The organism is Ruegeria sp. HKCCD7303 (assembly GCF_013111185.1).
Classification (GTDB): domain Bacteria; phylum Pseudomonadota; class Alphaproteobacteria; order Rhodobacterales; family Rhodobacteraceae; genus Ruegeria.
Window position 1 is genome coordinate 1 of the sequence record NZ_WVRE01000007.1, and the last position, 21,325, is coordinate 21,325.

The following is a 21,325-nucleotide window of genomic DNA, read 5'->3' on the forward strand; positions in this document are numbered from 1 at the left end:
AGCCCGGCACATCGGTGAGACTAAGAAGGCCGTCCCACTAAGGGGCGGCCTTTTTCTTTTTCGCAAACGTCCACCGAGATGCTAAACTCTTTCGTATTGGATTATTGCAATTCGAAAGAGGTCATAAGATGCACGTATCGGCATGTTCGCTCTGTCTTGTTGCGGCAATTGCTTTTTCATCTAGTTCGGCGTTGTCCCAACAAATCGCGGATCGCATTTACCTAGGCGGGCCAATCGTCACGATGCATGACGATGACCCCTCTGCCGAGGCGGTCGCGGTCAAAGACGGGCGCATTCTGGCTGTTGGATCGCTGTCTGACCTGTCTGTGCATCAAGGTGATGGAACGGAAACATTCGATTTGAACGGACGGGCGATGCTGCCGGGCTTCGTGGACAGCCACGGACATGTTGTCATGGGAGGATTGCAGGCGCTGTCAGCCAACCTTCTCGCGCCACCCGATGGCGAGGTCGTTGATATCGCAAGTCTGCAATCCACGCTGACTGACTGGGCCGAGGAGAATGCGCAGGCCGTTGAACAGGTCAAAATGATCATTGGCTTTGGCTACGACAATGCTCAACTGCAGGAATTGCGCCACCCTACACGGCAAGAACTGGACGTGGTGTCCGAAGACTTGCCTATCATCATCATTCATCAGTCCGGGCATCTGGGTGTCGCAAATTCCAAAGCTCTGGAGTTGGCAGGCATCACCGCCGCTTCTGAGGCACCACCCGGTGGTGTAATTCAGCGTGATGAAGCAGGAGAGCCAAACGGTGTTCTGGAAGAATACGCCTTCTTTTCGGTTCTCGTACCCATGTTGGGAAATCTGGGTGAGGACGGCTTGGCTGCCTTCGCCCGAGCTGGAACCGAACTTTGGGCAAAGTTTGGATATACGACCGGACAAGAAGGCCGTTCTTCTGGCGAAATTGTAGAAGTTCTTAGGAAAGTTGCGGCCGAAGACGGACTTCCAATCGACGTTGTAGCGTTTCCGGATGTTCTAGAGGCCAGGGAATTTATCGGTGCCAATACCTCAGAGGACTATGAAGACCGGGTTCGGGTCGGGGGCTGCAAGCTTACGATTGACGGCTCGCCTCAGGGTTTTACTGCGTTGCGGGATCGACCCTATTTTGATCCGGTTGGAAATTACGCTGCTGGGTATGCGGGATATGCAGCCATTACAATGGAGCAACTCCAAGATGCCGTGAACTGGTGTTATGAAAACGGCTTTCAGATTTTGGTGCATTCTAATGGTGAAGGGGCCTCTGACATGCTGATTGCCGCATTGGAAGAAGCGCAGATGAAGTATGGTGACCCCGGCAACCGTCCGGTTCTGGTGCACGGTCAGTTCTTACGAGAAGACCAGGTTGCCAGCTTCAAGCGCCTTGGCGTGTTCCCCTCCCTTTTCCCGATGCACACATTCTATTGGGGGGACTGGCATCGGGATCACACCGTTGGGCCGGTCAATGCCGACAACATCTCACCCACCGGGTGGCTGCACGAACGGGACATGATGTTTGGCACGCATCATGATGCCCCGGTGGCCTTTCCAGACAGCATGCGGGTCCTTGCGGCAACGGTCACGCGTCGCACACGGTCGGGCGACATTTTGGGCCCGCATCAGAGGGTTGATGTCATGACCGCCCTGAAGGCCATGACGATTTGGCCCGCATGGCAACACTTTGAGGAAGATGAGAAGGGTTCGATCGAAGTGGGGAAGGTCGCCGATTTTGTGATCTTGTCCGATGATCCAACATCCATCGACCCCGAGACGTTGGCCGAACTGGAGGTGCTTGTGACTGTCAAAGGGGATGAGGTTGTCTATGAAGCCCAAGAGAGTGTGAAAGAAGGCAATTTGCAGTTTTCACCTTTTTCGAATGACCCGGTGATTGCGCATGTTTTCTTGCATGCGATCTATCAGGGAATGAAGGTAGAAGAGCCGTGGCTTGTACGGAATTAGGCTAAGGATTTAGGTTTCGGTTGCTTGAAGCCCTGAAATAGTCATGCCTGACCAAAACGCGTCGTTCAGCGTTGAGCTGATCGCACCGATCGCAACGGAAATAGGCCTCCGCTTCGCGACCCGCGGAGGCGACCGCACCGTCGGCGCTTGCGTTGTCTCGAAAATCATCGAGTAAGGCGCGCTTGCCGCAACTCGGTTGAACTAAAGAAGGCCGTCCCATATCGGGGCGGCCTTTTCTTGCAACAGCTTATAAATCAGGCTTTTGCGTTCAGTCCGTGGACACTGGGACAGCCTTGGGGAAAGTCCACGTTCCATCAAGGATTTCGGGACCAGGTTGATACAGGCGCACTGCATAGTTCCACCCATCTGTCAACGGGATGCAGTTTACGCGTCCGTCACCGCATCCGCCAAGATGAACAGTCATGCTGCCGTCATCGTTTTCCGCGCCTGAAACAGAGTTTACATTGTAGACGCCGGTTTCGTTTTCCTCAAAAAAGCCATCCGCGTTGTAGACGCTGATGGACCAAAAGGCGTCCACCGGGACCGCAGCCGGGATATCGATTTTATATTCACCAACAGGGCGATTGGGGTCAATCGACAGATAGAAGGCGGATTCTTCCGGCAATCCCCCCCAGCCAAAAGCAGCGCCCAGAAAGTGGCGGATGGGGTCCACTTCACTTTTGGGACCAAACGTGGCCCGGCTATCAGGAATAAACCGGCTGAGCGATAGCGCAGCTTGCAATACGCCATCAAAACTTTTCTCGTCATAATGAGGCGAGATAAAGGGTTTTGCGGACTTTGCCTCTAAAGTGATTTTGTCTTGCAAAGCAGAAACTTCCGCGATGTCATCGGGATCGCTGGCATCCACTAGAAGCCTCACAATCATCACGACAAAAGGGGTGTCGAACGTGTCAAAATCCAATTCATAGGTTCCAGCGCCCAGAAACACCTTGTTCATATAGTGATCCTGATTGACGATCTGGGCCGAGATGTAGCGGTTCCCTCCGTCCGGTAAGGTGAGGGTTGCTCCTTCGGTGATGTCAATGACTGCCATACTGTAAAGGGTGTCCCGATTCATGCGGATCGTGGGTTGTTGGTCAATCGGGGTAGGTTCTCGAATGTGCAAAACTTTGTTGATACCGCCAGATAGTGCCACGTATTTCCCAAACTCGATATCCGTGGCGGCCCGTACAAAATTGTCGACCGTGACAGGAACATTGCGACTGTCAAAGAACTTTCTCAGGTCATTCGATGCGCCTTGTGCGGCAGAATCGTCAAAAGGCATTGTCAGTGCAGCGCCAAGGAGCACAGCAGTTGCAACATGCTTAAGCATCGTGATTCTCCTTTGGTAAAAATGGGTCGACCACTATCCCACGGGGGTGCCAGTTCAATTTGGTCTATGACTATCCGAGACAGAGTTTAATGATTGCGGCTTTCGTATGCATTGAGGTAAATCAAAGGCTGACCCGCGATGACGAGCAAGCGCCTCACTATCGGGTAGCTGCCTCGAGCAGTGTTGAAATTTCCCCCCTTGCCAAACCCCACCAATCCCACTAATACGCGCGAGTTCTCAATAAGAACATCAAGGCGGGATGATTCCCGCCTTTTGGGTTCGAAGAGGGTTGGCGATGCGCGTCTGTCCTCCTCTCAACCTCAACGCCTGATAAAAGGCTGTTAATATGCAAAGCCAAAACATCCGTATTCGGCTGAAGGCATTTGACTATCGCGTTCTGGATGCCAGCACGCAAGAGATCGTCAACACTGCCAAGCGGACCGGCGCGAACGTGCGCGGCCCGATCCCGCTGCCGAACAAGATTGAGAAGTTCACGGTTCTCCGTGGCCCTCACGTTGACAAGAAATCCCGCGACCAGTTCGAGATCCGCACGCACAAGCGTCTGCTCGACATCGTTGATCCGACCCCCCAGACCGTAGACGCGCTGATGAAGCTCGACCTCGCTGCTGGTGTGGACGTCGAGATCAAGCTGCAGTCGTAAGATCGGAGGGTATAGATTATGCGCTCTGGTATTATCGCAAAAAAAGTTGGCATGACCCGCCTGTTCATGGAAGACGGCAAGCAGATCCCTGTGACCGTTCTTCACCTGGACAACCTGCAGGTCGTTGCACAGCGTACCGCTGACAAAGACGGCTACACCGCCGTTCAGCTGGGCGCCGGTGCTGCCAAGGCAAAACGCACCTCGAAGGCCATGCGCGGCCACTACGCCGCTGCAAAGGTCGAGCCCAAGCGTAAGCTGGCCGAGTTCCGCGTCTCTGAAGATGGCCTGATCGAAGTGGGCGCCGAGATTTCGGCAGAACACTTCCTGGAAGGTCAGAAAGTTGACGTTTCGGGTACCTCGATCGGTAAAGGCTTTGCCGGTGCAATGAAGCGCCACAACTTTGGTGGTCTGCGCGCCTCGCACGGTGTTTCGATCAGCCACCGTTCGCACGGTTCGACCGGTCAGTGTCAGGATCCGGGCAAGGTGTTCAAAGGCAAGAAGATGGCCGGTCACATGGGTGCTGCCCGTGTAACCACCCAGAACCTGGAAGTTGTCAAAACCGACGCCGACCGGAACCTGGTCTTCATCAAAGGCGCCGTTCCCGGACCGAAATCGGGCTGGGTCACCGTCAAGGACGCCGTGAAGAAGAAAGCACCGGAAGGCCTGCCTTTCCCGGCTGCTGTGAAATCGGCTGCAACCGAAGCACCTGCGGAAGAAGCTCCCGCGGAAGGTGGTGAAGCATGAAACTTGATGTAATCAAACTGGACGGCGGCAAAGCCGGCGACATCGAGCTGAACGCCGATCTGTTCGGTCTCGAGCCGCGTGCGGACATCCTGCACCGTGTGGTCCGTTGGCAGCGTAACAACGCGCAGGCCGGCACCCACAAGGTCAAGACCCGCTCGGAAACCAGCTACTCGACCAAGAAGATCTATCGCCAGAAGGGCACCGGTGGCGCACGCCATGGTGACCGCAACGCGCCGATCTTCCGCAAGGGTGGTATCTACAAGGGCCCGACCCCTCGTTCGCACGGCCACGACCTGCCGAAGAAGTTCCGCAAGCTTGGCCTGCGCCACGCTCTGTCGGCAAAAGCCAAAGCAGGTGAACTGGTTGTGATCGAGAACGCCGAAGCCGAAGGCAAGACCGCTGCTCTGGCCAAACAGGTTGCAAACCTGGGCTGGAAACGCGCTCTGGTCATCGACGGCGCGACCGTGAACGAAGGGTTCCTGAAAGCGTCCAAGAACATCGAAGGTCTGGATATCCTGCCGTCGATGGGCGCAAACGTCTATGACATCCTCAAGCGTGACACCCTGGTGCTCACCAAAGCGGCTGTCGAAGCACTGGAGGCTCGTCTGAAATGAGCGCGAAGGCAGAACACTACGACGTGATCCGCAAGCCGATCATCACCGAAAAGTCGACCATGGCGTCCGAAAACGGCGCGGTTGTCTTTGAAGTGGCGATCGACAGCAACAAGCCGCAGATCAAAGAGGCCGTTGAGGCTCTGTTTGGTGTGAAGGTCAAGGCGGTGAACACCACCGTGACCAAAGGCAAGGTCAAGCGGTTCCGCGGCCAACTGGGCCGTCGGAAAGACGTCAAAAAAGCATATGTGACCCTGGAAGAGGGCAACACAATCGACGTGAGCACCGGTCTTTGATCCGACGCTTACTGCGACTATTTACGGCCTCGGCGGATCAACCCGCCGAGGCCGATTTCGTTTCAGACCCTGAGATCACGCGTACACAAGTGCTGGAGAAAATGCGCGCGTTCAGCGCCGAACCGTATTTCCAGATTGCTGACGAGCAACTGGGGCTTTTGTCTGTTTTCGATGATTTGAAGTACGACCGGGCCGACGTAGACATGATCTCTCCGGCGATGCGTCGTCATGTGGTCGGCAAGCTTGGCCCATTGGGGTTCCGTCAGACCTCTGGTACGGTGCTTGAACACGCCGAGGCGGACATGCGCGTACACATCCCCAAATTCCACGCCCTGGGCGCGTCGCCGTTTGACATTGCGCGCTACACAGACAAGCGCCCGCAAGATTACTGCCTGCTGACCCCCACACAAGTTGCTTGCCAGTTCGTGGACCACTACGAGCTGGACGGTGCCGTGCAGCGGATCGAGTTGCTTGTTAAGAAACACCCGATCAACTTGCTGAAACTGGCTGACTATCTGGAAGGGAAACCCAAGCACCGCGCGTTTCGCGAAGTATTAGGATACATCAAGCGTCAGCAGCGGCTGGCTGTGGAATCCGAACCTCTCTGCCGCAGGCGATCTTTAGGGTAGGGCCATGAGGTCGCTGAAGTTGGGGAGACACATTCCAGGCAGCTTATGAGGTGCCTGATGGCATTTGTCCTGCTTATGACAGTGCACCGGCTGCTCCTGTTGGGTGACAAACGACGCAGAGCCCGAATTTAGCGCCTTACAGCCGCTTTTCGACCTTCTCGAGAGATATGGGTCATCCGGCGCTGTCTGATCGCACTGTGGGCTTCTGGTTGAAACAGAAAAGGCGCCCTGTGGCGCCTTTGTGTTTTTGCTTCGGGTATCCGCGATTATGAGCAATAAACGTGCTTGTGCGCGATGTCCGCGATATCACAGCGACGGACGCCGATGTCATCCAGCTCGCGGTTGGTCAGGTTTTGCAGTTCGCGGTAAGTGCGCTGATACTCAGCCGCACGGGCGCGCGCGGTTTTCATCCGTTCGATCATGTTTGCAATCCGGGCGCTGAAGCCGAAGCCGGAGTGTGTCAGTGTAGCAGTTGTCATCTTCTTATTCCTTTCTCAAATCAGGGCGTATTCCCTGACGTTTCCTTTTTCGTGTTCCTTCATTGGACAAGCGTGAAATAGGGTTGAGAGGTATCGCTAACAACCGAGTTTTCGGTCTACCGGCTATGCGTTTTCGGTATGTCCAACGTCAATCCTTGCGCCGAACGGATAGGAATAGTTTCATCGTTTCTCATCCTTTTAACACAATGGATCAAAGCGACACGTCGGTTGCTGTTAAAGGCAAGAAAAAACGCCCCCGACCGAAGTCAGAGGCGTTCTTGGAAATTCTCGAAGGCTTCGCGCTTAGCCGCGTTCTTCGACGATCTCTACCAGATGCGGGATCTTGCGGATCATACCACGAACCGAAGGAGTATCTTCCAGCTCACGGGTTTTGTGCATCTTGTTGAGGCCCAGGCCGATCAGGGTTGCGCGCTGTTCGGCGGGGCGGCGGATCGGTGAACCGATCTGCTTGACGACGATGGTTTTTGCCATGGGTCGCTCTCCTTATGCTTCTGCTTCAGCAGCAGCCGGTGCTTCGTCCCGCTTGGGCAGGATGTCAGCAACTTTTTTACCACGACGCGCGGCAACCGAACGCGGACTCTGCTCTTTCTGCAGGCCGTTGATGGTGGCGCGGATCATGTTGTACGGGTTCTGCGAGCCCAGCGACTTGGACACAACGTCCTTAACGCCCAGCATTTCGAACACGGCACGCATCGGACCACCGGCGATGATACCAGTACCTTCAGGTGCGGTGCGCATAACCACTTTACCAGCGCCGTGACGGCCTTCGATGTCGTGGTGCAGGGTCCGACCTTCGCGCAGCTGCACGCGGATCATTTGACGCTTGGCTTGTTCGGTCGCCTTACGGATGGCCTCAGGTACTTCTTTCGCTTTACCTTTGCCAAAGCCGACGCGGCCTTTCTGATCGCCGACAACCACCAGAGCGGCGAAGCCAAAGCGCTTACCACCTTTTACGGTTTTCGACACGCGGTTGATTGCGACCAGACGATCTGCAAATTCCGGTGCTTCTTCACGGTCGCGGCCACGGCCCCGACGGTTTTCACGTTCTGCCATTTGGCATCCCTTTTCTCATGTGGCGCTTGTGACGCCGTTTGCTTCAATCCAAGTGAGCCCCGACTGTTGCCGAGGCCCCCGGATCATCGGGGCAGCCACAAAGCTGCCCGCAAGTCTTAGATCTTCAGACCACCTTCACGCGCAGCGTCGGCAACTGCCTTCACTTTGCCGTGGAACAGGAAGCCACCACGATCGAAATAGGCCTCTTCGACGCCTGCCTTCTTGGCACGCTCGGCGATGGCTGCGCCCACTTTGGTGGCCGCTTCGACGTTGTTCTTGCCAACAACACCCAGATCTTTTTCCAGGGTCGAGGCCGACGCCAGGGTCACGCCACGAACGTCGTCGATCAGCTGAACGCTGATGTTTTTGTTCGAACGGTGAACCGACAGGCGTACACGGCCGGCGTTGACTTTGCGAAGTTTGTTCCGAACGCGCAGGCGGCGCTTCAGAAACAGGGTTCTTTTGCTGTTTGCCATTGTTTGCGTCCTTACTTCTTCTTGCCTTCCTTGCGGAAGATGAACTCGCCCTTATAGCGGATGCCCTTGCCTTTGTACGGCTCGGGACGGCGCCACTCGCGGATTTTGGCCGCGGTTTCGCCCACCAACTGCTGGTCGATACCTTCCACAACGATTTCGGTCTGCTTCGGCGCGGTGATGGTGACACCTTCCGGAGCAGTGAAATCAACATCGTGGCTGTAGCCCAGGTTCAGTTTCAGGGTGTTGCCCTGCATCTGAGCCCGGTAACCGACACCCTGGATCTCCAGCTCTTTTTTGAAGCCTGTGGTCACACCGGTTACCAGGTTGGCAACCATGGTGCGGCTCATGCCCCACTGCTGGCGGGCACGCTTGGACATGCCACGGGGGTCGATCTTGACCACGTTGTCTTCAACCGACAGCGTTACGTCGTCGGTGGCGGTGAAGCTGCGGGTGCCTTTCGGACCTTTCACTTCGATGGTCTGGCCGGACACAGAGGCGGTAACGCCGCTGGGCAGCTCGACCGGTTTTTTACCAATACGAGACATTGCAGACCTCCTTAGAAGACGGTGCAGAGCACTTCGCCGCCAACATTGTTGGAGCGAGCGTTTGCGTCCGACATCACACCTTTCGGAGTGCTGACAATCGACACGCCCAGACCCTGACGGACCTGCGGGATGTCATTGACGCCCATGTAAACACGACGACCGGGCTTTGAGACCCGCTTCAGTTCGCGAATAACAGGGGTGCCTTCGTAGTACTTCAGGCTGATTTCGATGGCCGGATGACCGTTTTCGCCGGTCGTCTTTTCATAGCCACGGATGTAGCCTTCGTCCGCCAGCACATCCAGAACCCAACCGCGCAGCTTGGAAGCCGGGGTGGAAACGGTGGATTTGCCGCGCAGTTGCGCGTTGCGGATACGGGTGAGCATATCGCCGATAGGATCATTCATATCTATGTCTCCCTTACCAGCTCGATTTCACCATGCCGGGGATCTGACCAGCAGAACCCAGCTCGCGCAGCGCGATACGGCTGACCTTCAGCTTACGGTAGTAAGCGTGGGGACGACCGGTCAGCTGACAACGGTTGTGCAGACGGGTAGCCGAGCTGTTGCGCGGCAGTTTCGCCAGTTTCAGACGCGCCTTGAAGCGCTCTTCCATCGGGCGGCTCTCGTCATTCGCGATTTCTTTCAGCTCGGCACGCTTTGCGGCATATTTGGCCACCAGGCGTTCGCGCTTCTTCTCGCGTTCGATCATTGCTTTTTTAGCCATGTCTCAATCCTCCCGGCGCTTACGCGTTGAATGGCATGTTGAATGCTTTCAACAGGCTCTTCGCTTCAGCGTCGGTTTTCGCTGTGGTGGCAATTACGATATCCAAGCCCCAGACCTCGTCGACCTTGTCGAAGTCGATTTCCGGGAACACGATGTGCTCTTTCATGCCCATGGCAAAGTTGCCACGACCATCGAAAGACGGCTTAACACCGCGGAAGTCACGAACGCGCGGCAGCGCGATGGTGATCAGACGATCCAGGAATTCGTACATCCGGTCGCCGCGCAGGGTCACTTTTGCACCCAGCGGCATGTCTTCACGGACGCGGAAACCCGCGATCGACTTCTTCGCCTTTGTTGCAACGGCCTTTTGACCAGCAATCGCAGTCAGATCCTCGACAGCAGCTTTCGCTTTCTTCGAGTCTTTGACCGCCTCAGCACCACAACCGATGTTCAGAACGATTTTTTCCAGCTTGGGCAGCTGCATGTCGTTCTTATAGCCGAACTCTTCTTTCAGAGCGGCACGGATGGTTTCAACGTACTGAGCTTTCAGACGCGGGGTGTAGGTTGCGTTATCAAGCATCGATCACGTCCCCTGTGGTCTTGGCGAAGCGGACCTTCTTGTCACCTTCCATGCGGAAGCCAACGCGGGTTGCTTTGCCGTTCTTGTCCAGCAGCGCCAGGTTCGACAGCTCGATCGGGTTTGCCTGAGGCAGGCGACCACCTTGCGAGGTTTGCGACTGACGGGTGTGGCGGATGGCGATGTTGATGCCATCGACAACAGCTTTACCGGCTTTCGGGTCAACCGAGGAAATGGTTCCCTCTTTGCCCTTATCCTTGCCGGCCAGCACGACGACCTTGTCGCCTTTGCGGAGTTTAGCAGCCATGATTACAGCACCTCCGGAGCCAGCGAGATGATTTTCATGAAGTTCTTGCCACGCAGTTCGCGAACAACGGGGCCAAAGATACGGGTACCTACGGGCTCGTTGTTGTTGTTCAGGATGACGGCGGCGTTGCGATCAAAACGGATCGCGGTGCCGTCTTCGCGACGGACTTCTTTGGCGGTGCGTACGACGACGGCCTTGCGGACGTCACCTTTCTTCACGCGGCCGCGCGGGATGGCTTCCTTCACCGAGACGACAATGATGTCGCCAACGGAGGCGTATTTACGCTTGGAACCACCCAGGACCTTGATGCACTGAACTCGGCGTGCGCCGGAGTTGTCAGCAACATCCAGATTGGTCTGCATCTGGATCATGTGGTTTCTCCCGACCTGTGGGGGCTGGTCTTGTTAAATCCCCCAGGGTTTCGACAAATGAAAAATCCCGGAAGCTTATGCTTCCAGAACTTCCCAACGTTTCGTCTTCGATTTCGGCGCGCATTCGATGATGCGTACGGTGTCGCCGACCTTGAAGGCGTTCTTTTCGTCGTGAGCCCGGTATTTCTTGGACTTACGAACGGTTTTTTGCAGCAGCGGGTGCTTGAAGCGGCGTTCGACAGATACGGTTACGGTCTGTTCGTTGGCGTCGCTGGTCACGGTGCCTTGCAGGATACGCTTGGGCATCTGATTACTCCTCGGATGCCGCAGCAGCGGCCTTTTCGTTCAGAATGGTTTTGACGCGGGCAGCATTGCGGCGGGCCGCTTTGATACCAGCTGTATTTTCCAGCTGACCGGTTGCCTGTTGAAAGCGCAGGTTAAAGCTTTCTTTCTTCAGGTTGGCCAGTTCCTCGCGGAGCTGGTCCGGGGTCTTGTCACGCAGTTCTTGGGCGTTCATCGCCTTTTTCCTTTGCTCAAAACACCAGAAGGCCCCCTTGCAGGGTCACCTTGGACCTGGTGGATGAATGATAGACATGCGAATCCCCCGACTCGGCCGGGGGACTTGCAGGATGCCGCCGTATAAGGGTTTAGGGGGTGGGTGGCAAGAGGAAGTTTCTAAAGGAAGAACATCCGCAAAAAATACACACGATCCTTACATTAAACCGAGGTTTCGAACGATTGTGGCACTGTCATAATAGTCGCGCCCTTCGACAACCATACCGTTCTTTACGCGCATTACAGAACAGTAGCGTACTTCGTATCGCTTACCCGTAGGTTCAAATTCTCCCAAACTGGAATGCAGGATACCAGTATGCGTACCGGTATTGTGAAACTCTACAATGGCCCACTCGCCACAATCGCTCACGATGACATTGTCAACGATACACTCCCCATCTGGAAATGCTTTTCGCCAACGCGCATAGTCTTCTTTATACGCGAGCTTTCCTATTTGCCTTTCACCACGGGCTACATCCTCAAACTTACAGTCATCAGAAATAACCTGCGCGCCACGTTCAGGGTCGCGCATGCCCCAGCTTTCGTGAAATTGGCGTACAACACGCTCTGCTTCTCTCATTACCGTTACTCCTCTATTAATGAGAGAGTAACGGCTGTAATTGAGATTGGCTTGTCCTAGTTTACCAGACCCCACAGAGTTCTAAGAGAACCCCTAACAGAGTGCACGCTACTCCCACTTGTAGTTGAAGCTGACGCTAATCCGTTCGTCCTCGGCCATGTTCATCGGCACCTCGTGGCGCAGCCAGCTTTCCCACAGTAGGACATCCCCTACCTGTGGCTTCATATAAATGAACGGCTGCAATTCCCGCCGACCACCTTTGAGACGCGTCGGCGCTGCCATCATGCGGCCTGAGCGCGGATCTTCCAGTTTCAACGCGCTCGCCCCTTCGGGCATCGCCACATAGGTCGTGCCAGAAATTACGCTGTGCGGGTGCAGGTGGCTGGAGTGCATACCACCTTCGGGCAGGATGTTGATCCACAGATCCTCCAGCTTCAGCTCTCCTTCACCAAGATCAAACTCCAGATCCTTGGCAAAGGCCGCCACGTGTTGATCCAGCACTTTCACCAGATCGGCAAAGATCGGGAACCGCCAGGGCAGATCCGTCAGCGAGGCATAGCTGGTATAGCCGGGATAGCCATTCTCTTCACACCAATCCTGTCCGGCCTCGTCATCTTCCGCGATAACAAGGCAAGAGTTTTCAAGCTCCTCCGAGTCTATTTTGGGATCAAACTCGGACAAAGCTGCGCGATAGAGACGGGTAACGAAAAGTGATTCAATCTGTGCCATGCGTCCTGTCTTAGACCAGTGATGCGGGGAAGGCGATGGCGGAAATGCGAGGCTCTGCCTCGCGCTCCGAGGTATTTTTGGCCAGATGAAAAATGGATTCCTGCTTCATCTGGCTAAAACTACCCCGGGGGAGGCGTGGCTTGCCGCGGCGGGGGCAGCGCCCCCAACATAAAACCCCCGCCGGTGTCCCGACGGGGGTCAATCTTTTTGCGAACTGGGCCTTAGCCCCAATCGCTTACCAGTCTTCGCGAACCACGACGCGGGTCTTGATCGGCAGCTTCATCGCGGCCAGGCGCAGGGCCTCGCGGGCGATGTCGTCATTGACACCGTCGATCTCGAACATCACGCGACCAGGCTTGACCTTGCAAACCCAGCGGTCCACCGAACCCTTACCTTTACCCATACGAACTTCGATCGGCTTTGCAGTGACCGGAGTGTCGGGGAAGATACGGATCCAGACACGACCCTGACGTTTCATGTGACGGGTCATGGCACGACGTGCAGCTTCGATCTGACGCGCGGTGACGCGTTCAGGCTGCAGAGCTTTCAGACCGTAAGTGCCAAAGTTCAGATCAGAGCCGCCTTTGGCTTCACCCTTGATCCGGCCTTTGTGCATCTTGCGGAATTTTGTACGCTTTGGTTGAAGCATCTCAATTCCCCCTTAGCGACGGCCGCCTGCACCGCGAGGTGCCGGACCATCCTGGAGTTCCTGTGCTTTACGGTCACGTGCCTGCGGATCGTGCTCCATGATCTCACCTTTGAAGATCCAGACCTTGATCCCGATGATCCCGTAAGGGGTCATCGCTTCGGCATGTGCGTAATCGATGTCGGCACGCAGGGTGTGCAGAGGCACGCGGCCTTCGCGGTACCACTCGGTCCGTGCGATTTCGGCACCACCCAGACGACCAGCGACGTTCACCCGGATACCCAGGGCGCCCATGCGCATGGCGTTCTGAACGGCACGTTTCATCGCGCGGCGGAACGAGACACGGCGTTCCAGCTGCTGAGCGATCGACTCGGCAACCAGTTGACCGTCGAGTTCCGGCTTGCGCACTTCGACGATGTTCAGGTGCAGTTCGCTGTCGGTCATCTTGGCCAGCTTCTTGCGCAAAACTTCGATGTCTGCACCCTTCTTGCCGATGATGACACCCGGACGTGCGGTGTGGATCGTGACGCGGCACTTCTTGTGCGGACGTTCGATGATCACACGTGCAACACCGGCCTGCTTGCACTCTTTGTTGATGAACTCACGGATCTTGATGTCTTCCAGCAGAAGATCACCGTAGTCCTTGGTATCAGCGTACCAACGGCTGTCCCAGGTGCGGTTGACCTGAAGGCGCATGCCGATCGGATTGACTTTATGTCCCATTAGGCTTGCTCCTCAACTTGACGCACCTTGATGGTGATCTCCGAGAACGGCTTCATGATCTTGCCGAAACGGCCACGGGCGCGCGGACGACCGCGCTTCATGACCAGGTTCTTGCCAACCCATGCTTCGGCGACGATCAGCTCGTCAACGTCCAGGTTGTGGTTGTTTTCGGCATTCGCGATTGCGGACTGCAGGCACTTCTTGACGTCCTGCGCGACACGCTTGTTCGAGAAAGTCAGGTCGGTCAGAGCCTTCTCAACTTTCTTGCCGCGGATCATTTGCGCAACCAGGTTCAGTTTCTGCGGGCTGGTGCGAAGCATGCGCGTTTTCGCCATTGCTTCGTTTTCAGCCACGCGGCGGGGGTTCTTTTCCTTGCCCATGACTTACTTCCGCTTCGCTTTTTTGTCTGCGGCATGGCCATAATAGGTACGGGTCGGCGAGTATTCACCGAACTTCTGACCAATCATGTCTTCCGAGACGTTGACGGGAATGTGCTTCTGGCCGTTGTACACACCAAAGGTCAGACCCACGAACTGGGGCAGAATGGTGGAACGACGCGACCAGATTTTGATGACTTCGTTGCGGCCCGACTCGCGCGCTGCTTCGGCTTTTTTCAGCACGTAAGCATCGACGAAAGGACCCTTCCAAACAGAGCGAGACATAGATTAACGTCCCTTCTTCTTGGCGTGCCGCGAGCGGATGATCAGCTTCTGGGACGCTTTGTTCTTGTTGCGGGTACGCTTACCCTTGGTGTCCTTACCCCACGGCGTAACCGGTGTACGGCCACCCGAGGTACGACCTTCACCACCACCGTGCGGGTGATCGATCGGGTTCATTGCAACACCACGAACCGACGGACGCACGCCTTTGTGGCGCATACGACCGGCTTTACCGAGGTTTTGGTTCGAGTTGTCGGGGTTGGACACGGCACCGACGGTGGCCATGCATTCCTGACGGACCATGCGCAGCTCGCCCGAGCTCAGACGGATCTGAGCGTAGCCGCCATCGCGACCAACGAACTGAGCGTAAGTACCGGCCGCACGTGCGATCTGACCGCCTTTGCCAGGCTTCATCTCGATGTTGTGGACGATGGTACCAATGGGCATGCCCGAGAACGGCATTGCGTTGCCCGGCTTGATGTCGGCCTTGGCGGATGCCACGACTTTGTCACCAACAGCCAGACGTTGCGGAGCCAGGATATATGCCTGCTCGCCGTCTTCGTATTTTACCAGTGCGATGAATGCGGTCCGGTTCGGGTCATATTCGATCCGCTCGACGGTTGCCGCGACATCAAATTTGTTCCGTTTGAAGTCAACGATCCGGTAGAGACGCTTTGCGCCACCGCCGCGGCGGCGTGAAGTGATCCGTCCGGTGTTGTTCCGGCCGCCCGATTTGGTCAAACCCTCAGTGAGAGACTTGACCGGACGTCCTTTCCAAAGCTCCGAACGGTCGATCAGCACCAGCCCGCGCTGGCCCGGCGTCGTCGGCTTGTACGACTTGAGTGCCATGCTTTCTGTCTTCCGTTTAGCAAGTGCAGGGGTTTTCCCTGCTATGTGATAGGCCCCCGTAGGTGCCAAGGGTATAGGGCCCCGAAGGTCCCCGGTTACAAATATCAGAGGCCCCGGAACGAATCCGAGGCCGCAAGATTGGGTGCGTTTAGCAGTGTTGGCGGTGGGTGTCTATAGGGAATTACTTGCGTTCTGCAATGCTGAGAAAGGTAGTTTACGAACGGCCAGCCAACTTGCACGCATAAGTTTTTCGATGCTACGCGCAAATCCCAATGGCTAGGCCAAATCGCTATCTGTAAAGAACTTTTGAATGCATCGCACCACAATTTAAACACATTTTTTACTTGATACTGTCAGAAAGTTGTTGCGAATATTGCGAATAGATCCATATAAATACACAACGGTGTGTGGAAAACTACCGAGCCCAGACAAGTAACTCTATCGAACCAACATATACAATAAGAGAGAACACGCTATGAATGCCGCGTTAAATGCGCCGGCCTTTGACGAACGCTTGCCAACTGAGTTGGAAAGCACAAACGCCGAGACGCTTAGACAAATCGTCGCCTCGCAAATCAAGGAGGACGGCGAAACAGTAATAAACATATCTAATGTCGAGGGTGAGACGCAGCCAATCACGCTCTCGCCCGCACTTGCGCACTCTTTTTTAGAGTTGTTGCGGCTAGTTAGCAGTGGTCGAGGCTTCCAACTGATTCCACTGGATAGTCAACTGACCACGCAACAAGCAGCTGATATACTGAACGTTTCACGCCCTCATCTAATCAAATTGCTTGAAAGAGATGAAATCCCCTTTGATCGCGTTGGGAGACATAGGCGCATCAAAGCAAGCGACTTGATGGCATACAAAGACAAACGTGACACTGAGCGTGCTGACGCTCTTGCAGACCTTGCGGAATTTGACGGAGAGCACGGCCTACTTTGAACTATCAAGCTGACCGCTTCACGGCGCTGGCTGACGCTTGCGTGTTATCCAGCGCCCTTAAGCGAAATATTTTACTTTCCTTTGCCCAAGCTGAATTTTATCGCGTTCGATGGTCTAACAAGATCATGGATGAGACTGAACGAACTATAGTGAAGCTGCTTCAACGCAAAGAAATCGCCGAACCCGATAAGGGTGCGAAACGCCAGCGCAGTAATATGTGCCGAGCGTTTGAGGAAGCTATGGTCGAGGATTTCGAGGTTCTTGAACCTTCACTAGATGGCATTAACGAGAAAGATCGGCACGTTCTTGCAGCGGCAATTAAGACCTGCGCATCGGTTATCGTGACCGACAATCTGAAAGATTTCCCGCCGGAATATTGCGCGCCATTTGATATAGAGCCACTGTCGGCAGATAGCTTTTTTGCCGACTGCATTTCATTGTCACCATCAGAAACCATGGCGACACTCAGAAGAATGCGCGAACGTCTCAAAAACCCTGAAATCACACCGGAAAAACTTGTTACACTCTGCGAGGGTGAAGCGATGCTAAAGACTGCTTCACTAATCCACGAATACAAGGCTGCCTTGCAAAACTGTTCAGACGACCGGTACAAAAAAACCGCTTTCGCGGGGTCTTTAACTCTCTCCAAGGACGGGTCCGATCAGCGACCGGAGGACACGGCGATGGAGCTGCCCTTTTCCAGGGTCACATAGGATTTCTTGGCGTCTTTCCGACGAACCAGCTGGCCACGGAACCCCTCACCCATAAAGCGCCCTCGCCTCGGCGAAGGACAGCAGGCGGCGGCTTTGCTCATCCCACAGATGCAGCCGTGCGTTGGCGAGGCTTTCGCGGATGGTCATCCGGTTGCTGTTGGCCAGCTCATCATGATCGCGCAGCACTTCGGGCAGGCGATAAAAGGGAATACGGCTGTAGAGGTGATGCACGTGGTGGATGCCGATATTGGCGGTGAACCACTGCAAGACCGACGGCAATATATAATGAGAGCTTCCGTGCAGCGCCGCTTCGTGCAGCTGCCAGTTCTCATCCGACTCCCAATGTGTGTCCTCGAACTGGTGCTGCACGTAGAACAGCCATACTCCGGCGGCTGCGGCAATCAGGGTTGAGGGCAGGAAGATCAGCAGCATCGGCATCAGGCCGCCAAAATAATAGACCGTCAGTAATATGGCCAGAATGGCGACATTGGTGGCCATGGCGCTGACCCAGAACCTGACGCTGTCGGTCAGGCCCAAGGGTAGGCGGTTCTGAAACAGAAACAGATAGCCGGGGCCAAACACGAACAGGGTGATCGGATTCCGATAGACGCGATACCAGAACCGGTTCATTGGCGTTTTGGCTTGATACTCGGCCACAGTCAGGGTGTGGATATCGCCCATCCCGCGCTTGCCCAGATTGCCCGAGCTGTTGTGATGCGTGGAATGCGTGCGACGCCAGACATCATAAGGTGTCAGGGTCAGAACGCCGATTCCGCGCCCGATCCAGTCACTGACCGTCCGGTTCTTGAAGAACGCGCCGTGTCCGCAATCATGCTGGATGGCAAAAAGGCGCAGCAGAAAGGCCGCATTGAGCACGGAAATCGCAAAGGCCAGCCAATAGCTGACAGACAGCGACATCCAGGACAACGCCCAAAGCGCGAAGAAGGGAACAATGCTGACGCCCAACTCGAACGTGCTTCGCAGTTGGTCCGGTTCGCGATATTTGGCAAGCGTTGTTACCCAGTCACGTGCGGCGGTTGTCTCCGGCTTGTCCCGAAGCGAGTGAGAAGGGTGAGTCATGCGCCTGCCAGTCTGGTGTTTACAGGCATCCCGATAGACTACCACTTCGGTATGGCAAGGGGTTTCTGCCAAAGTTGGTGGAATTCGTGCTCAAATAACGGTTAGAAACCGGCGAGGTCGCCCTTTTGGGAGCAGTTTACAGTCTGGTTCGGGTACCTTTGACTGCGCCGCAGAGCGGACGGCAATCTACAGACTTGCCAAGCTTGGCCATCGGGCCTATACGCCTGCGGTGGCTTTCCGCCATGAGAATCAAAACCAAGAAATGCCGTGTTTGGCCCATCACGCTTCGGGGGTCATATCCGGCTTAGGAGAAGCGAAATGAAACTGAACGAATTGCGCGACAATCCAGGCGCCGCACCTAAACGCACTCGCGTTGGCCGTGGTCCGGGTTCTGGCAAAGGTAAAATGGGTGGTCGTGGTATCAAAGGCCAGAAATCCCGCTCGGGTGTGGCCATCAATGGCTACGAAGGCGGTCAGATGCCATTGTACCAGCGTCTGCCCAAGCGTGGCTTCAGCAAGCCGAACCGCAAGGCATTCGCCGTTGTTAACCTGGGCCTGATCCAGAAGTTTGTCGAAGCCGGCAAGCTGGACGCTTCGGCTGCGATCACCGAAGACGCTTTGGTTGCGTCCGGTCTGGTCCGCCGCAAGCTGGACGGTATCCGCGTTCTGGCCAAAGGCGAAATCAGCGCCAAAGTGAACCTGGAAGTAACCGGTGCTTCGAAGTCTGCCGTTGAGGCAGTTGAAAAAGCGGGCGGTTCACTGAAGGTCACAAAAGCTGCTGCGGCAGAGTAATCGCTTGTGAGCGGGCCAAGACCCGCTTACATAGACCTCAGAGTTTTCCAAGACGCCGTCCGAGCCGGAAAACGGTTCCGGGCGGCGTTTGCATAAGAGAGACCGATTTATGGTATCAGCAGCAGAACAAATGGCAGCCAATACAAGCTGGGCTGCTCTGGGCAAAGCCACCGATCTGCGCAACCGCATCCTGTTCACGCTGGGTTTGCTGATCGTCTATCGCCTAGGCACTTTTATTCCGGTGCCGGGGATTGACGGGCAGGCGCTGCGCGAGTTCATGGAGCAGGCGGGGCAAGGCATCGGCGGCATGGTTTCGATGTTCACCGGCGGTGCGCTGGGGCGGATGGGTATCTTTGCCCTCGGCATTATGCCCTATATCTCGGCCTCGATCATCGTGCAGCTGCTGACATCCATGGTTCCCGCGCTTGAACAACTCAAGAAAGAGGGCGAGCAGGGCCGCAAGAAGATCAACCAGTACACCCGGTTCGGTACCGTGGCCTTGGCCACTGTACAGGCCTATGGTCTGGCGGTTTCGCTTGAAGCTGGTGATTTGGCGACAGATCCGGGGCTGTTCTTCCGCATGTCGACCATGATTACTCTTGTTGGCGGCACCATGTTCCTGATGTGGCTGGGTGAACAGATCACCGCGCGCGGCATCGGCAATGGTATCTCGCTGATCATCTTTGTGGGCATCATTGCTGAGGTTCCGGCAGCACTGGCACAGTTCTTTGCTTCGGGTCGTTCGGGTGCAATCAGCCCTGCAGTGATCGTTGGGGTGATCGTGATGGTCATCGCCGTGATTACCTTCGTGGTGTTCATGGAGCGCGCGCTGCGCAAGGTTCACATCCAGTACCCGCGCCGTCAGGCCGGGATGAAAGTCTATGAGGGCGGATCCAGCCACCTTCCGGTCAAAGTCAACCCGGCAGGCGTGATCCCTGCAATCTTTGCCAGCTCGTTGCTGTTGCTGCCGGTGACAATCTCGACCTTCTCGGCGGGTGCTACAAACGGACCGATCATGTCGTGGATGCTGGCCAACTTTGGCCCCGGACAGCCGCTGTATCTGCTGTTCTTTGCGTCGATGATCGTGTTCTTTGCATATTTCTACACGTTCAACGTGGCGTTCAAACCCGATGATGTTGCGGACAATCTGAAAAAGCAAAACGGTTTTGTACCGGGTATCCGCCCGGGTAAGAAGACCGCCGAGTATCTGGAATACGTGGTCAACCGCGTGCTGGTTCTGGGTTCAGCCTATCTGGCAGCGGTTTGCCTGCTGCCCGAGATTCTGCGGAACCAGTTCGCCATCCCGTTCTATTTTGGCGGCACCTCTGTTCTGATTATCGTCTCTGTGACTATGGACACGATCCAACAGGTGCAGAGCCATTTGCTGGCGCATCAATACGAAGGGCTGATCGAAAAGTCACAACTGCGCGGTAAGAGCAAGAAACGCGGCAGGAAGGGACCCGCTCGTCGATGAACATCATTCTTCTTGGCCCTCCGGGCGCTGGTAAAGGGACGCAGGCGCGTCACCTGGTTGAAACACGCGGCATGGTGCAGCTGAGCACCGGCGACATGTTGCGCGAAGCCAAAACCTCGGGCACCGAGATGGGCCAGAAGGTTGCGGCGATCATGGATGCGGGCAAGCTGGTCACAGACGAAATCGTGATCGGCCTGATCGAAGAGAAGCTGACAACTGAAACCGGTGCTGGTTTCATTTTTGACGGCTTCCCGCGCACGCTGGCTCAGGCCGATGCCCTGTCGGCATTGCTGACCAAGCTGGGCCAGTCCTTGCACACAGTGATCGAGATGCGTGTGGATGACGAAGCCTTGGTGCAGCGGATCACTGCGCGTTCGACCTGTGGTGGTTGTGGTGAGGTTTACAACGATATCACCAAGCCGATCCCGGCCGACGGCAAATGTACCAATTGTGGCAAGGAAAACGATTTCCAGCGCCGCGCAGACGACAACGAAGACAGCCTGCGCACGCGCCTGATGGAATACTACAAAAAGACCTCGCCGCTGATCGGGTATTACTATGCCAAAGGCGATCTGCGCCCGGTCAATGGCCTGGCCGAGATCAAAGAAGTGACCGCCTCTATTGAGGCTATTCTCGGCTGACTTCAGGTTGGGGCTTGACGGCCCCACCAAAAGCCCATATCGACCCCCATCCCTAAAGGGAATCAAGTCTGTGTGAGGGATTCGTCCCAAACGCCCCGACCACCTCGAATAATGCTGGACCCTCTGGCGACACTGCCACGGTCAAGCGTTGTGAAAAAAG

At 55.7% G+C, this 21,325-nt stretch carries 32 protein-coding genes and 1 pseudogene; 12 read left to right on the forward strand and 21 right to left on the reverse strand.

Annotated elements, in window-relative coordinates; translation table 11 throughout:
- The first annotated feature begins 128 nt into the window (after positions 1-128).
- Both GS630_RS16730 and tuf read left to right on the forward strand, forming a co-directional pair.
- Positions 129-1,955, forward strand: coding sequence for an amidohydrolase (locus tag GS630_RS16730; protein WP_171620001.1), 1,827 nt, complete (start codon positions 129-131; stop codon positions 1,953-1,955).
- 34 nt (positions 1,956-1,989) lie between these two features.
- Positions 1,990-2,130 (forward strand): annotated as a pseudogene (gene tuf, locus GS630_RS16735) (elongation factor Tu); the annotation flags it as partial.
- 93 nt (positions 2,131-2,223) lie between these two features.
- Here the strand turns inward: tuf and GS630_RS16740 are convergent.
- On the reverse strand, positions 2,224-3,288 hold the full coding sequence (locus GS630_RS16740; RefSeq protein WP_216599166.1) for a DUF1214 domain-containing protein: 1,065 nt from the start codon (positions 3,286-3,288) through the stop codon (positions 2,224-2,226).
- A 346-nt stretch (positions 3,289-3,634) separates the two neighbouring features.
- Here GS630_RS16740 and rpsJ point away from each other — a divergent pair, with 346 nt between their 5' ends.
- From rpsJ to GS630_RS16765, 5 genes are read left to right on the forward strand one after another with little or no spacing between them, the layout of a single operon-like run.
- Positions 3,635-3,949 (forward strand): 30S ribosomal protein S10, encoded by a 315-nt coding sequence (gene rpsJ / locus GS630_RS16745; protein ID WP_008756422.1) that lies wholly within the window; start codon positions 3,635-3,637, stop codon positions 3,947-3,949.
- Positions 3,950-3,967: 18 nt separating this feature from the next.
- Positions 3,968-4,693 (forward strand): 50S ribosomal protein L3, encoded by a 726-nt coding sequence (rplC, locus tag GS630_RS16750; protein WP_170574972.1) that lies wholly within the window; start codon positions 3,968-3,970, stop codon positions 4,691-4,693.
- Positions 4,690-5,307 (forward strand): 50S ribosomal protein L4, encoded by a 618-nt coding sequence (gene rplD / locus GS630_RS16755; RefSeq protein ID WP_068340788.1) that lies wholly within the window; start codon positions 4,690-4,692, stop codon positions 5,305-5,307. Before rplC ends, rplD begins: the two co-directional genes overlap by 4 nt.
- Complete coding sequence (locus GS630_RS16760) at positions 5,304-5,600, forward strand: 50S ribosomal protein L23 (protein ID WP_008757532.1); 297 nt, start codon at positions 5,304-5,306, stop codon at positions 5,598-5,600. Before rplD ends, GS630_RS16760 begins: the two co-directional genes overlap by 4 nt.
- Positions 5,597-6,229 (forward strand): hypothetical protein, encoded by a 633-nt coding sequence (locus GS630_RS16765; RefSeq protein WP_171619999.1) that lies wholly within the window; start codon positions 5,597-5,599, stop codon positions 6,227-6,229. The genes GS630_RS16760 and GS630_RS16765 overlap by 4 nt, the downstream gene beginning before the upstream one ends.
- 266 nt (positions 6,230-6,495) lie before the next feature.
- On the opposite strand, the gene GS630_RS16770 is transcribed toward GS630_RS16765, so the two are convergent.
- The 19 genes from GS630_RS16770 to rplB form a co-directional block, all read right to left on the reverse strand.
- Positions 6,496-6,708, reverse strand: a complete 213-nt coding sequence (locus GS630_RS16770; RefSeq protein WP_171181592.1) for a DUF1127 domain-containing protein — start codon at positions 6,706-6,708, stop codon at positions 6,496-6,498.
- A gap of 303 nt (positions 6,709-7,011) precedes the next feature.
- A complete protein-coding gene (gene rpmD / locus GS630_RS16775; RefSeq protein ID WP_050605831.1) occupies positions 7,012-7,200 on the reverse strand; it encodes a 50S ribosomal protein L30 in 189 nt (62 codons plus the stop codon).
- A gap of 12 nt (positions 7,201-7,212) precedes the next feature.
- Positions 7,213-7,782: a 30S ribosomal protein S5 gene (rpsE, locus tag GS630_RS16780; RefSeq protein WP_155148691.1), complete on the reverse strand. Its 570-nt coding sequence runs from the start codon at positions 7,780-7,782 to the stop codon at positions 7,213-7,215.
- A 116-nt stretch (positions 7,783-7,898) separates the two neighbouring features.
- Positions 7,899-8,258 (reverse strand): 50S ribosomal protein L18, encoded by a 360-nt coding sequence (gene rplR / locus GS630_RS16785; RefSeq protein WP_039523386.1) that lies wholly within the window; start codon positions 8,256-8,258, stop codon positions 7,899-7,901.
- 11 nt (positions 8,259-8,269) lie between these two features.
- Positions 8,270-8,803, reverse strand: coding sequence for a 50S ribosomal protein L6 (rplF, locus tag GS630_RS16790; protein WP_170467582.1), 534 nt, complete (start codon positions 8,801-8,803; stop codon positions 8,270-8,272).
- Between the two features lie 11 nt (positions 8,804-8,814).
- Entirely contained in the window at positions 8,815-9,207 is a 393-nt protein-coding gene (rpsH, locus tag GS630_RS16795) for a 30S ribosomal protein S8 (RefSeq protein WP_171181595.1), read from the reverse strand.
- 13 nt (positions 9,208-9,220) lie between these two features.
- Complete coding sequence (gene rpsN / locus GS630_RS16800; protein WP_068340744.1) at positions 9,221-9,526, reverse strand: 30S ribosomal protein S14; 306 nt, start codon at positions 9,524-9,526, stop codon at positions 9,221-9,223.
- A gap of 19 nt (positions 9,527-9,545) precedes the next feature.
- Positions 9,546-10,106 (reverse strand): 50S ribosomal protein L5, encoded by a 561-nt coding sequence (rplE, locus tag GS630_RS16805; protein WP_171181607.1) that lies wholly within the window; start codon positions 10,104-10,106, stop codon positions 9,546-9,548.
- On the reverse strand, positions 10,099-10,410 hold the full coding sequence (gene rplX / locus GS630_RS16810; protein WP_171092002.1) for a 50S ribosomal protein L24: 312 nt from the start codon (positions 10,408-10,410) through the stop codon (positions 10,099-10,101). Before rplX ends, rplE begins: the two co-directional genes overlap by 8 nt.
- Before the next feature lie 2 nt (positions 10,411-10,412).
- Positions 10,413-10,781 (reverse strand): 50S ribosomal protein L14, encoded by a 369-nt coding sequence (gene rplN, locus GS630_RS16815; RefSeq protein WP_008757934.1) that lies wholly within the window; start codon positions 10,779-10,781, stop codon positions 10,413-10,415.
- Positions 10,782-10,856: 75 nt separating this feature from the next.
- Positions 10,857-11,087, reverse strand: a complete 231-nt coding sequence (gene rpsQ / locus GS630_RS16820) for a 30S ribosomal protein S17 (RefSeq protein WP_171181609.1) — start codon at positions 11,085-11,087, stop codon at positions 10,857-10,859.
- Between the two features lie 4 nt (positions 11,088-11,091).
- Positions 11,092-11,298: a 50S ribosomal protein L29 gene (gene rpmC, locus GS630_RS16825; protein ID WP_010437082.1), complete on the reverse strand. Its 207-nt coding sequence runs from the start codon at positions 11,296-11,298 to the stop codon at positions 11,092-11,094.
- Between the two features lie 195 nt (positions 11,299-11,493).
- Positions 11,494-11,916, reverse strand: coding sequence for an ester cyclase (locus GS630_RS16830; RefSeq protein ID WP_171181611.1), 423 nt, complete (start codon positions 11,914-11,916; stop codon positions 11,494-11,496).
- A 108-nt stretch (positions 11,917-12,024) separates the two neighbouring features.
- On the reverse strand, positions 12,025-12,645 hold the full coding sequence (locus GS630_RS16835; RefSeq protein WP_171181613.1) for a 2OG-Fe(II) oxygenase family protein: 621 nt from the start codon (positions 12,643-12,645) through the stop codon (positions 12,025-12,027).
- A 235-nt stretch (positions 12,646-12,880) separates the two neighbouring features.
- Positions 12,881-13,294 carry a 50S ribosomal protein L16 gene (rplP, locus tag GS630_RS16840; RefSeq protein ID WP_117872242.1) on the reverse strand — a complete coding sequence of 138 codons (414 nt, stop codon included), beginning with the start codon at positions 13,292-13,294 and terminating at the stop codon, positions 12,881-12,883.
- A 12-nt stretch (positions 13,295-13,306) separates the two neighbouring features.
- The gene (gene rpsC, locus GS630_RS16845) at positions 13,307-14,014 is read right to left on the reverse strand and encodes a 30S ribosomal protein S3 (RefSeq protein WP_171091997.1); all 708 of its coding nucleotides are present in this window, start codon (positions 14,012-14,014) and stop codon (positions 13,307-13,309) included.
- The gene (gene rplV, locus GS630_RS16850; protein WP_039538267.1) at positions 14,014-14,394 is read right to left on the reverse strand and encodes a 50S ribosomal protein L22; all 381 of its coding nucleotides are present in this window, start codon (positions 14,392-14,394) and stop codon (positions 14,014-14,016) included. The genes rpsC and rplV overlap by 1 nt, the downstream gene beginning before the upstream one ends.
- A gap of 3 nt (positions 14,395-14,397) precedes the next feature.
- Positions 14,398-14,676, reverse strand: a complete 279-nt coding sequence (gene rpsS / locus GS630_RS16855) for a 30S ribosomal protein S19 (protein WP_005980699.1) — start codon at positions 14,674-14,676, stop codon at positions 14,398-14,400.
- Positions 14,677-14,679: 3 nt separating this feature from the next.
- Positions 14,680-15,522 carry a 50S ribosomal protein L2 gene (gene rplB / locus GS630_RS16860; protein ID WP_008757664.1) on the reverse strand — a complete coding sequence of 281 codons (843 nt, stop codon included), beginning with the start codon at positions 15,520-15,522 and terminating at the stop codon, positions 14,680-14,682.
- A 475-nt stretch (positions 15,523-15,997) separates the two neighbouring features.
- On the opposite strand from rplB, the gene GS630_RS16865 reads away from it, so the two are divergent.
- On the forward strand, positions 15,998-16,465 hold the full coding sequence (locus GS630_RS16865) for a helix-turn-helix domain-containing protein (RefSeq protein ID WP_171181615.1): 468 nt from the start codon (positions 15,998-16,000) through the stop codon (positions 16,463-16,465).
- Positions 16,462-17,178, forward strand: a complete 717-nt coding sequence (locus GS630_RS16870) for a PIN domain-containing protein (protein WP_171619997.1) — start codon at positions 16,462-16,464, stop codon at positions 17,176-17,178. Before GS630_RS16865 ends, GS630_RS16870 begins: the two co-directional genes overlap by 4 nt.
- Positions 17,179-17,223: 45 nt before the next feature.
- Here the strand turns inward: GS630_RS16870 and GS630_RS16875 are convergent, their stop codons facing one another.
- Entirely contained in the window at positions 17,224-18,258 is a 1,035-nt protein-coding gene (locus tag GS630_RS16875) for a fatty acid desaturase (protein WP_171181618.1), read from the reverse strand.
- A gap of 318 nt (positions 18,259-18,576) precedes the next feature.
- Between GS630_RS16875 and rplO the strand changes: the two genes are divergently transcribed.
- From rplO to GS630_RS16890, 3 genes are all read left to right on the forward strand, one after another.
- On the forward strand, positions 18,577-19,050 hold the full coding sequence (gene rplO / locus GS630_RS16880) for a 50S ribosomal protein L15 (RefSeq protein WP_171091991.1): 474 nt from the start codon (positions 18,577-18,579) through the stop codon (positions 19,048-19,050).
- Between the two features lie 109 nt (positions 19,051-19,159).
- A complete protein-coding gene (gene secY, locus GS630_RS16885; protein ID WP_171181620.1) occupies positions 19,160-20,524 on the forward strand; it encodes a preprotein translocase subunit SecY in 1,365 nt (454 codons plus the stop codon).
- A complete protein-coding gene (locus GS630_RS16890; RefSeq protein WP_171181622.1) occupies positions 20,521-21,165 on the forward strand; it encodes an adenylate kinase in 645 nt (214 codons plus the stop codon). The genes secY and GS630_RS16890 overlap by 4 nt, the downstream gene beginning before the upstream one ends.
- Positions 21,166-21,325: the final 160 nt, after the last annotated feature.

Bases quoted from the DNA above. Each gene is read 5' to 3' on its own strand.
- GS630_RS16730 (WP_171620001.1), top strand. From the start codon at position 129: ATGCACGTATCGGCATGTTCGCTCTGTCTTGTTGCGGCAATTGCTTTT.
- GS630_RS16740 (WP_216599166.1), bottom strand. From the start codon at position 3,288: ATGCTTAAGCATGTTGCAACTGCTGTGCTCCTTGGCGCTGCACTGACA.
- rpsJ (WP_008756422.1), top strand. From the start codon at position 3,635: ATGCAAAGCCAAAACATCCGTATTCGGCTGAAGGCATTTGACTATCGC.
- rplC (WP_170574972.1), top strand. From the start codon at position 3,968: ATGCGCTCTGGTATTATCGCAAAAAAAGTTGGCATGACCCGCCTGTTC.
- rplD (WP_068340788.1), top strand. From the start codon at position 4,690: ATGAAACTTGATGTAATCAAACTGGACGGCGGCAAAGCCGGCGACATC.
- GS630_RS16760 (WP_008757532.1), top strand. From the start codon at position 5,304: ATGAGCGCGAAGGCAGAACACTACGACGTGATCCGCAAGCCGATCATC.
- GS630_RS16770 (WP_171181592.1), bottom strand. From the start codon at position 6,708: ATGACAACTGCTACACTGACACACTCCGGCTTCGGCTTCAGCGCCCGG.
- rpmD (WP_050605831.1), bottom strand. From the start codon at position 7,200: ATGGCAAAAACCATCGTCGTCAAGCAGATCGGTTCACCGATCCGCCGC.
- rpsE (WP_155148691.1), bottom strand. From the start codon at position 7,782: ATGGCAGAACGTGAAAACCGTCGGGGCCGTGGCCGCGACCGTGAAGAA.
- rplR (WP_039523386.1), bottom strand. From the start codon at position 8,258: ATGGCAAACAGCAAAAGAACCCTGTTTCTGAAGCGCCGCCTGCGCGTT.
- rplF (WP_170467582.1), bottom strand. From the start codon at position 8,803: ATGTCTCGTATTGGTAAAAAACCGGTCGAGCTGCCCAGCGGCGTTACC.
- rpsH (WP_171181595.1), bottom strand. From the start codon at position 9,207: ATGAATGATCCTATCGGCGATATGCTCACCCGTATCCGCAACGCGCAA.
- rpsN (WP_068340744.1), bottom strand. From the start codon at position 9,526: ATGGCTAAAAAAGCAATGATCGAACGCGAGAAGAAGCGCGAACGCCTG.
- rplE (WP_171181607.1), bottom strand. From the start codon at position 10,106: ATGCTTGATAACGCAACCTACACCCCGCGTCTGAAAGCTCAGTACGTT.
- rplX (WP_171092002.1), bottom strand. From the start codon at position 10,410: ATGGCTGCTAAACTCCGCAAAGGCGACAAGGTCGTCGTGCTGGCCGGC.
- rplN (WP_008757934.1), bottom strand. From the start codon at position 10,781: ATGATCCAGATGCAGACCAATCTGGATGTTGCTGACAACTCCGGCGCA.
- rpsQ (WP_171181609.1), bottom strand. From the start codon at position 11,087: ATGCCCAAGCGTATCCTGCAAGGCACCGTGACCAGCGACGCCAACGAA.
- rpmC (WP_010437082.1), bottom strand. From the start codon at position 11,298: ATGAACGCCCAAGAACTGCGTGACAAGACCCCGGACCAGCTCCGCGAG.
- GS630_RS16830 (WP_171181611.1), bottom strand. From the start codon at position 11,916: ATGAGAGAAGCAGAGCGTGTTGTACGCCAATTTCACGAAAGCTGGGGC.
- GS630_RS16835 (WP_171181613.1), bottom strand. From the start codon at position 12,645: ATGGCACAGATTGAATCACTTTTCGTTACCCGTCTCTATCGCGCAGCT.
- rplP (WP_117872242.1), bottom strand. From the start codon at position 13,294: ATGCTTCAACCAAAGCGTACAAAATTCCGCAAGATGCACAAAGGCCGG.
- rpsC (WP_171091997.1), bottom strand. From the start codon at position 14,014: ATGGGACATAAAGTCAATCCGATCGGCATGCGCCTTCAGGTCAACCGC.
- rplV (WP_039538267.1), bottom strand. From the start codon at position 14,394: ATGGGCAAGGAAAAGAACCCCCGCCGCGTGGCTGAAAACGAAGCAATG.
- rpsS (WP_005980699.1), bottom strand. From the start codon at position 14,676: ATGTCTCGCTCTGTTTGGAAGGGTCCTTTCGTCGATGCTTACGTGCTG.
- rplB (WP_008757664.1), bottom strand. From the start codon at position 15,522: ATGGCACTCAAGTCGTACAAGCCGACGACGCCGGGCCAGCGCGGGCTG.
- GS630_RS16865 (WP_171181615.1), top strand. From the start codon at position 15,998: ATGAATGCCGCGTTAAATGCGCCGGCCTTTGACGAACGCTTGCCAACT.
- GS630_RS16875 (WP_171181618.1), bottom strand. From the start codon at position 18,258: ATGACTCACCCTTCTCACTCGCTTCGGGACAAGCCGGAGACAACCGCC.
- rplO (WP_171091991.1), top strand. From the start codon at position 18,577: ATGAAACTGAACGAATTGCGCGACAATCCAGGCGCCGCACCTAAACGC.
- secY (WP_171181620.1), top strand. From the start codon at position 19,160: ATGGTATCAGCAGCAGAACAAATGGCAGCCAATACAAGCTGGGCTGCT.
- GS630_RS16890 (WP_171181622.1), top strand. From the start codon at position 20,521: ATGAACATCATTCTTCTTGGCCCTCCGGGCGCTGGTAAAGGGACGCAG.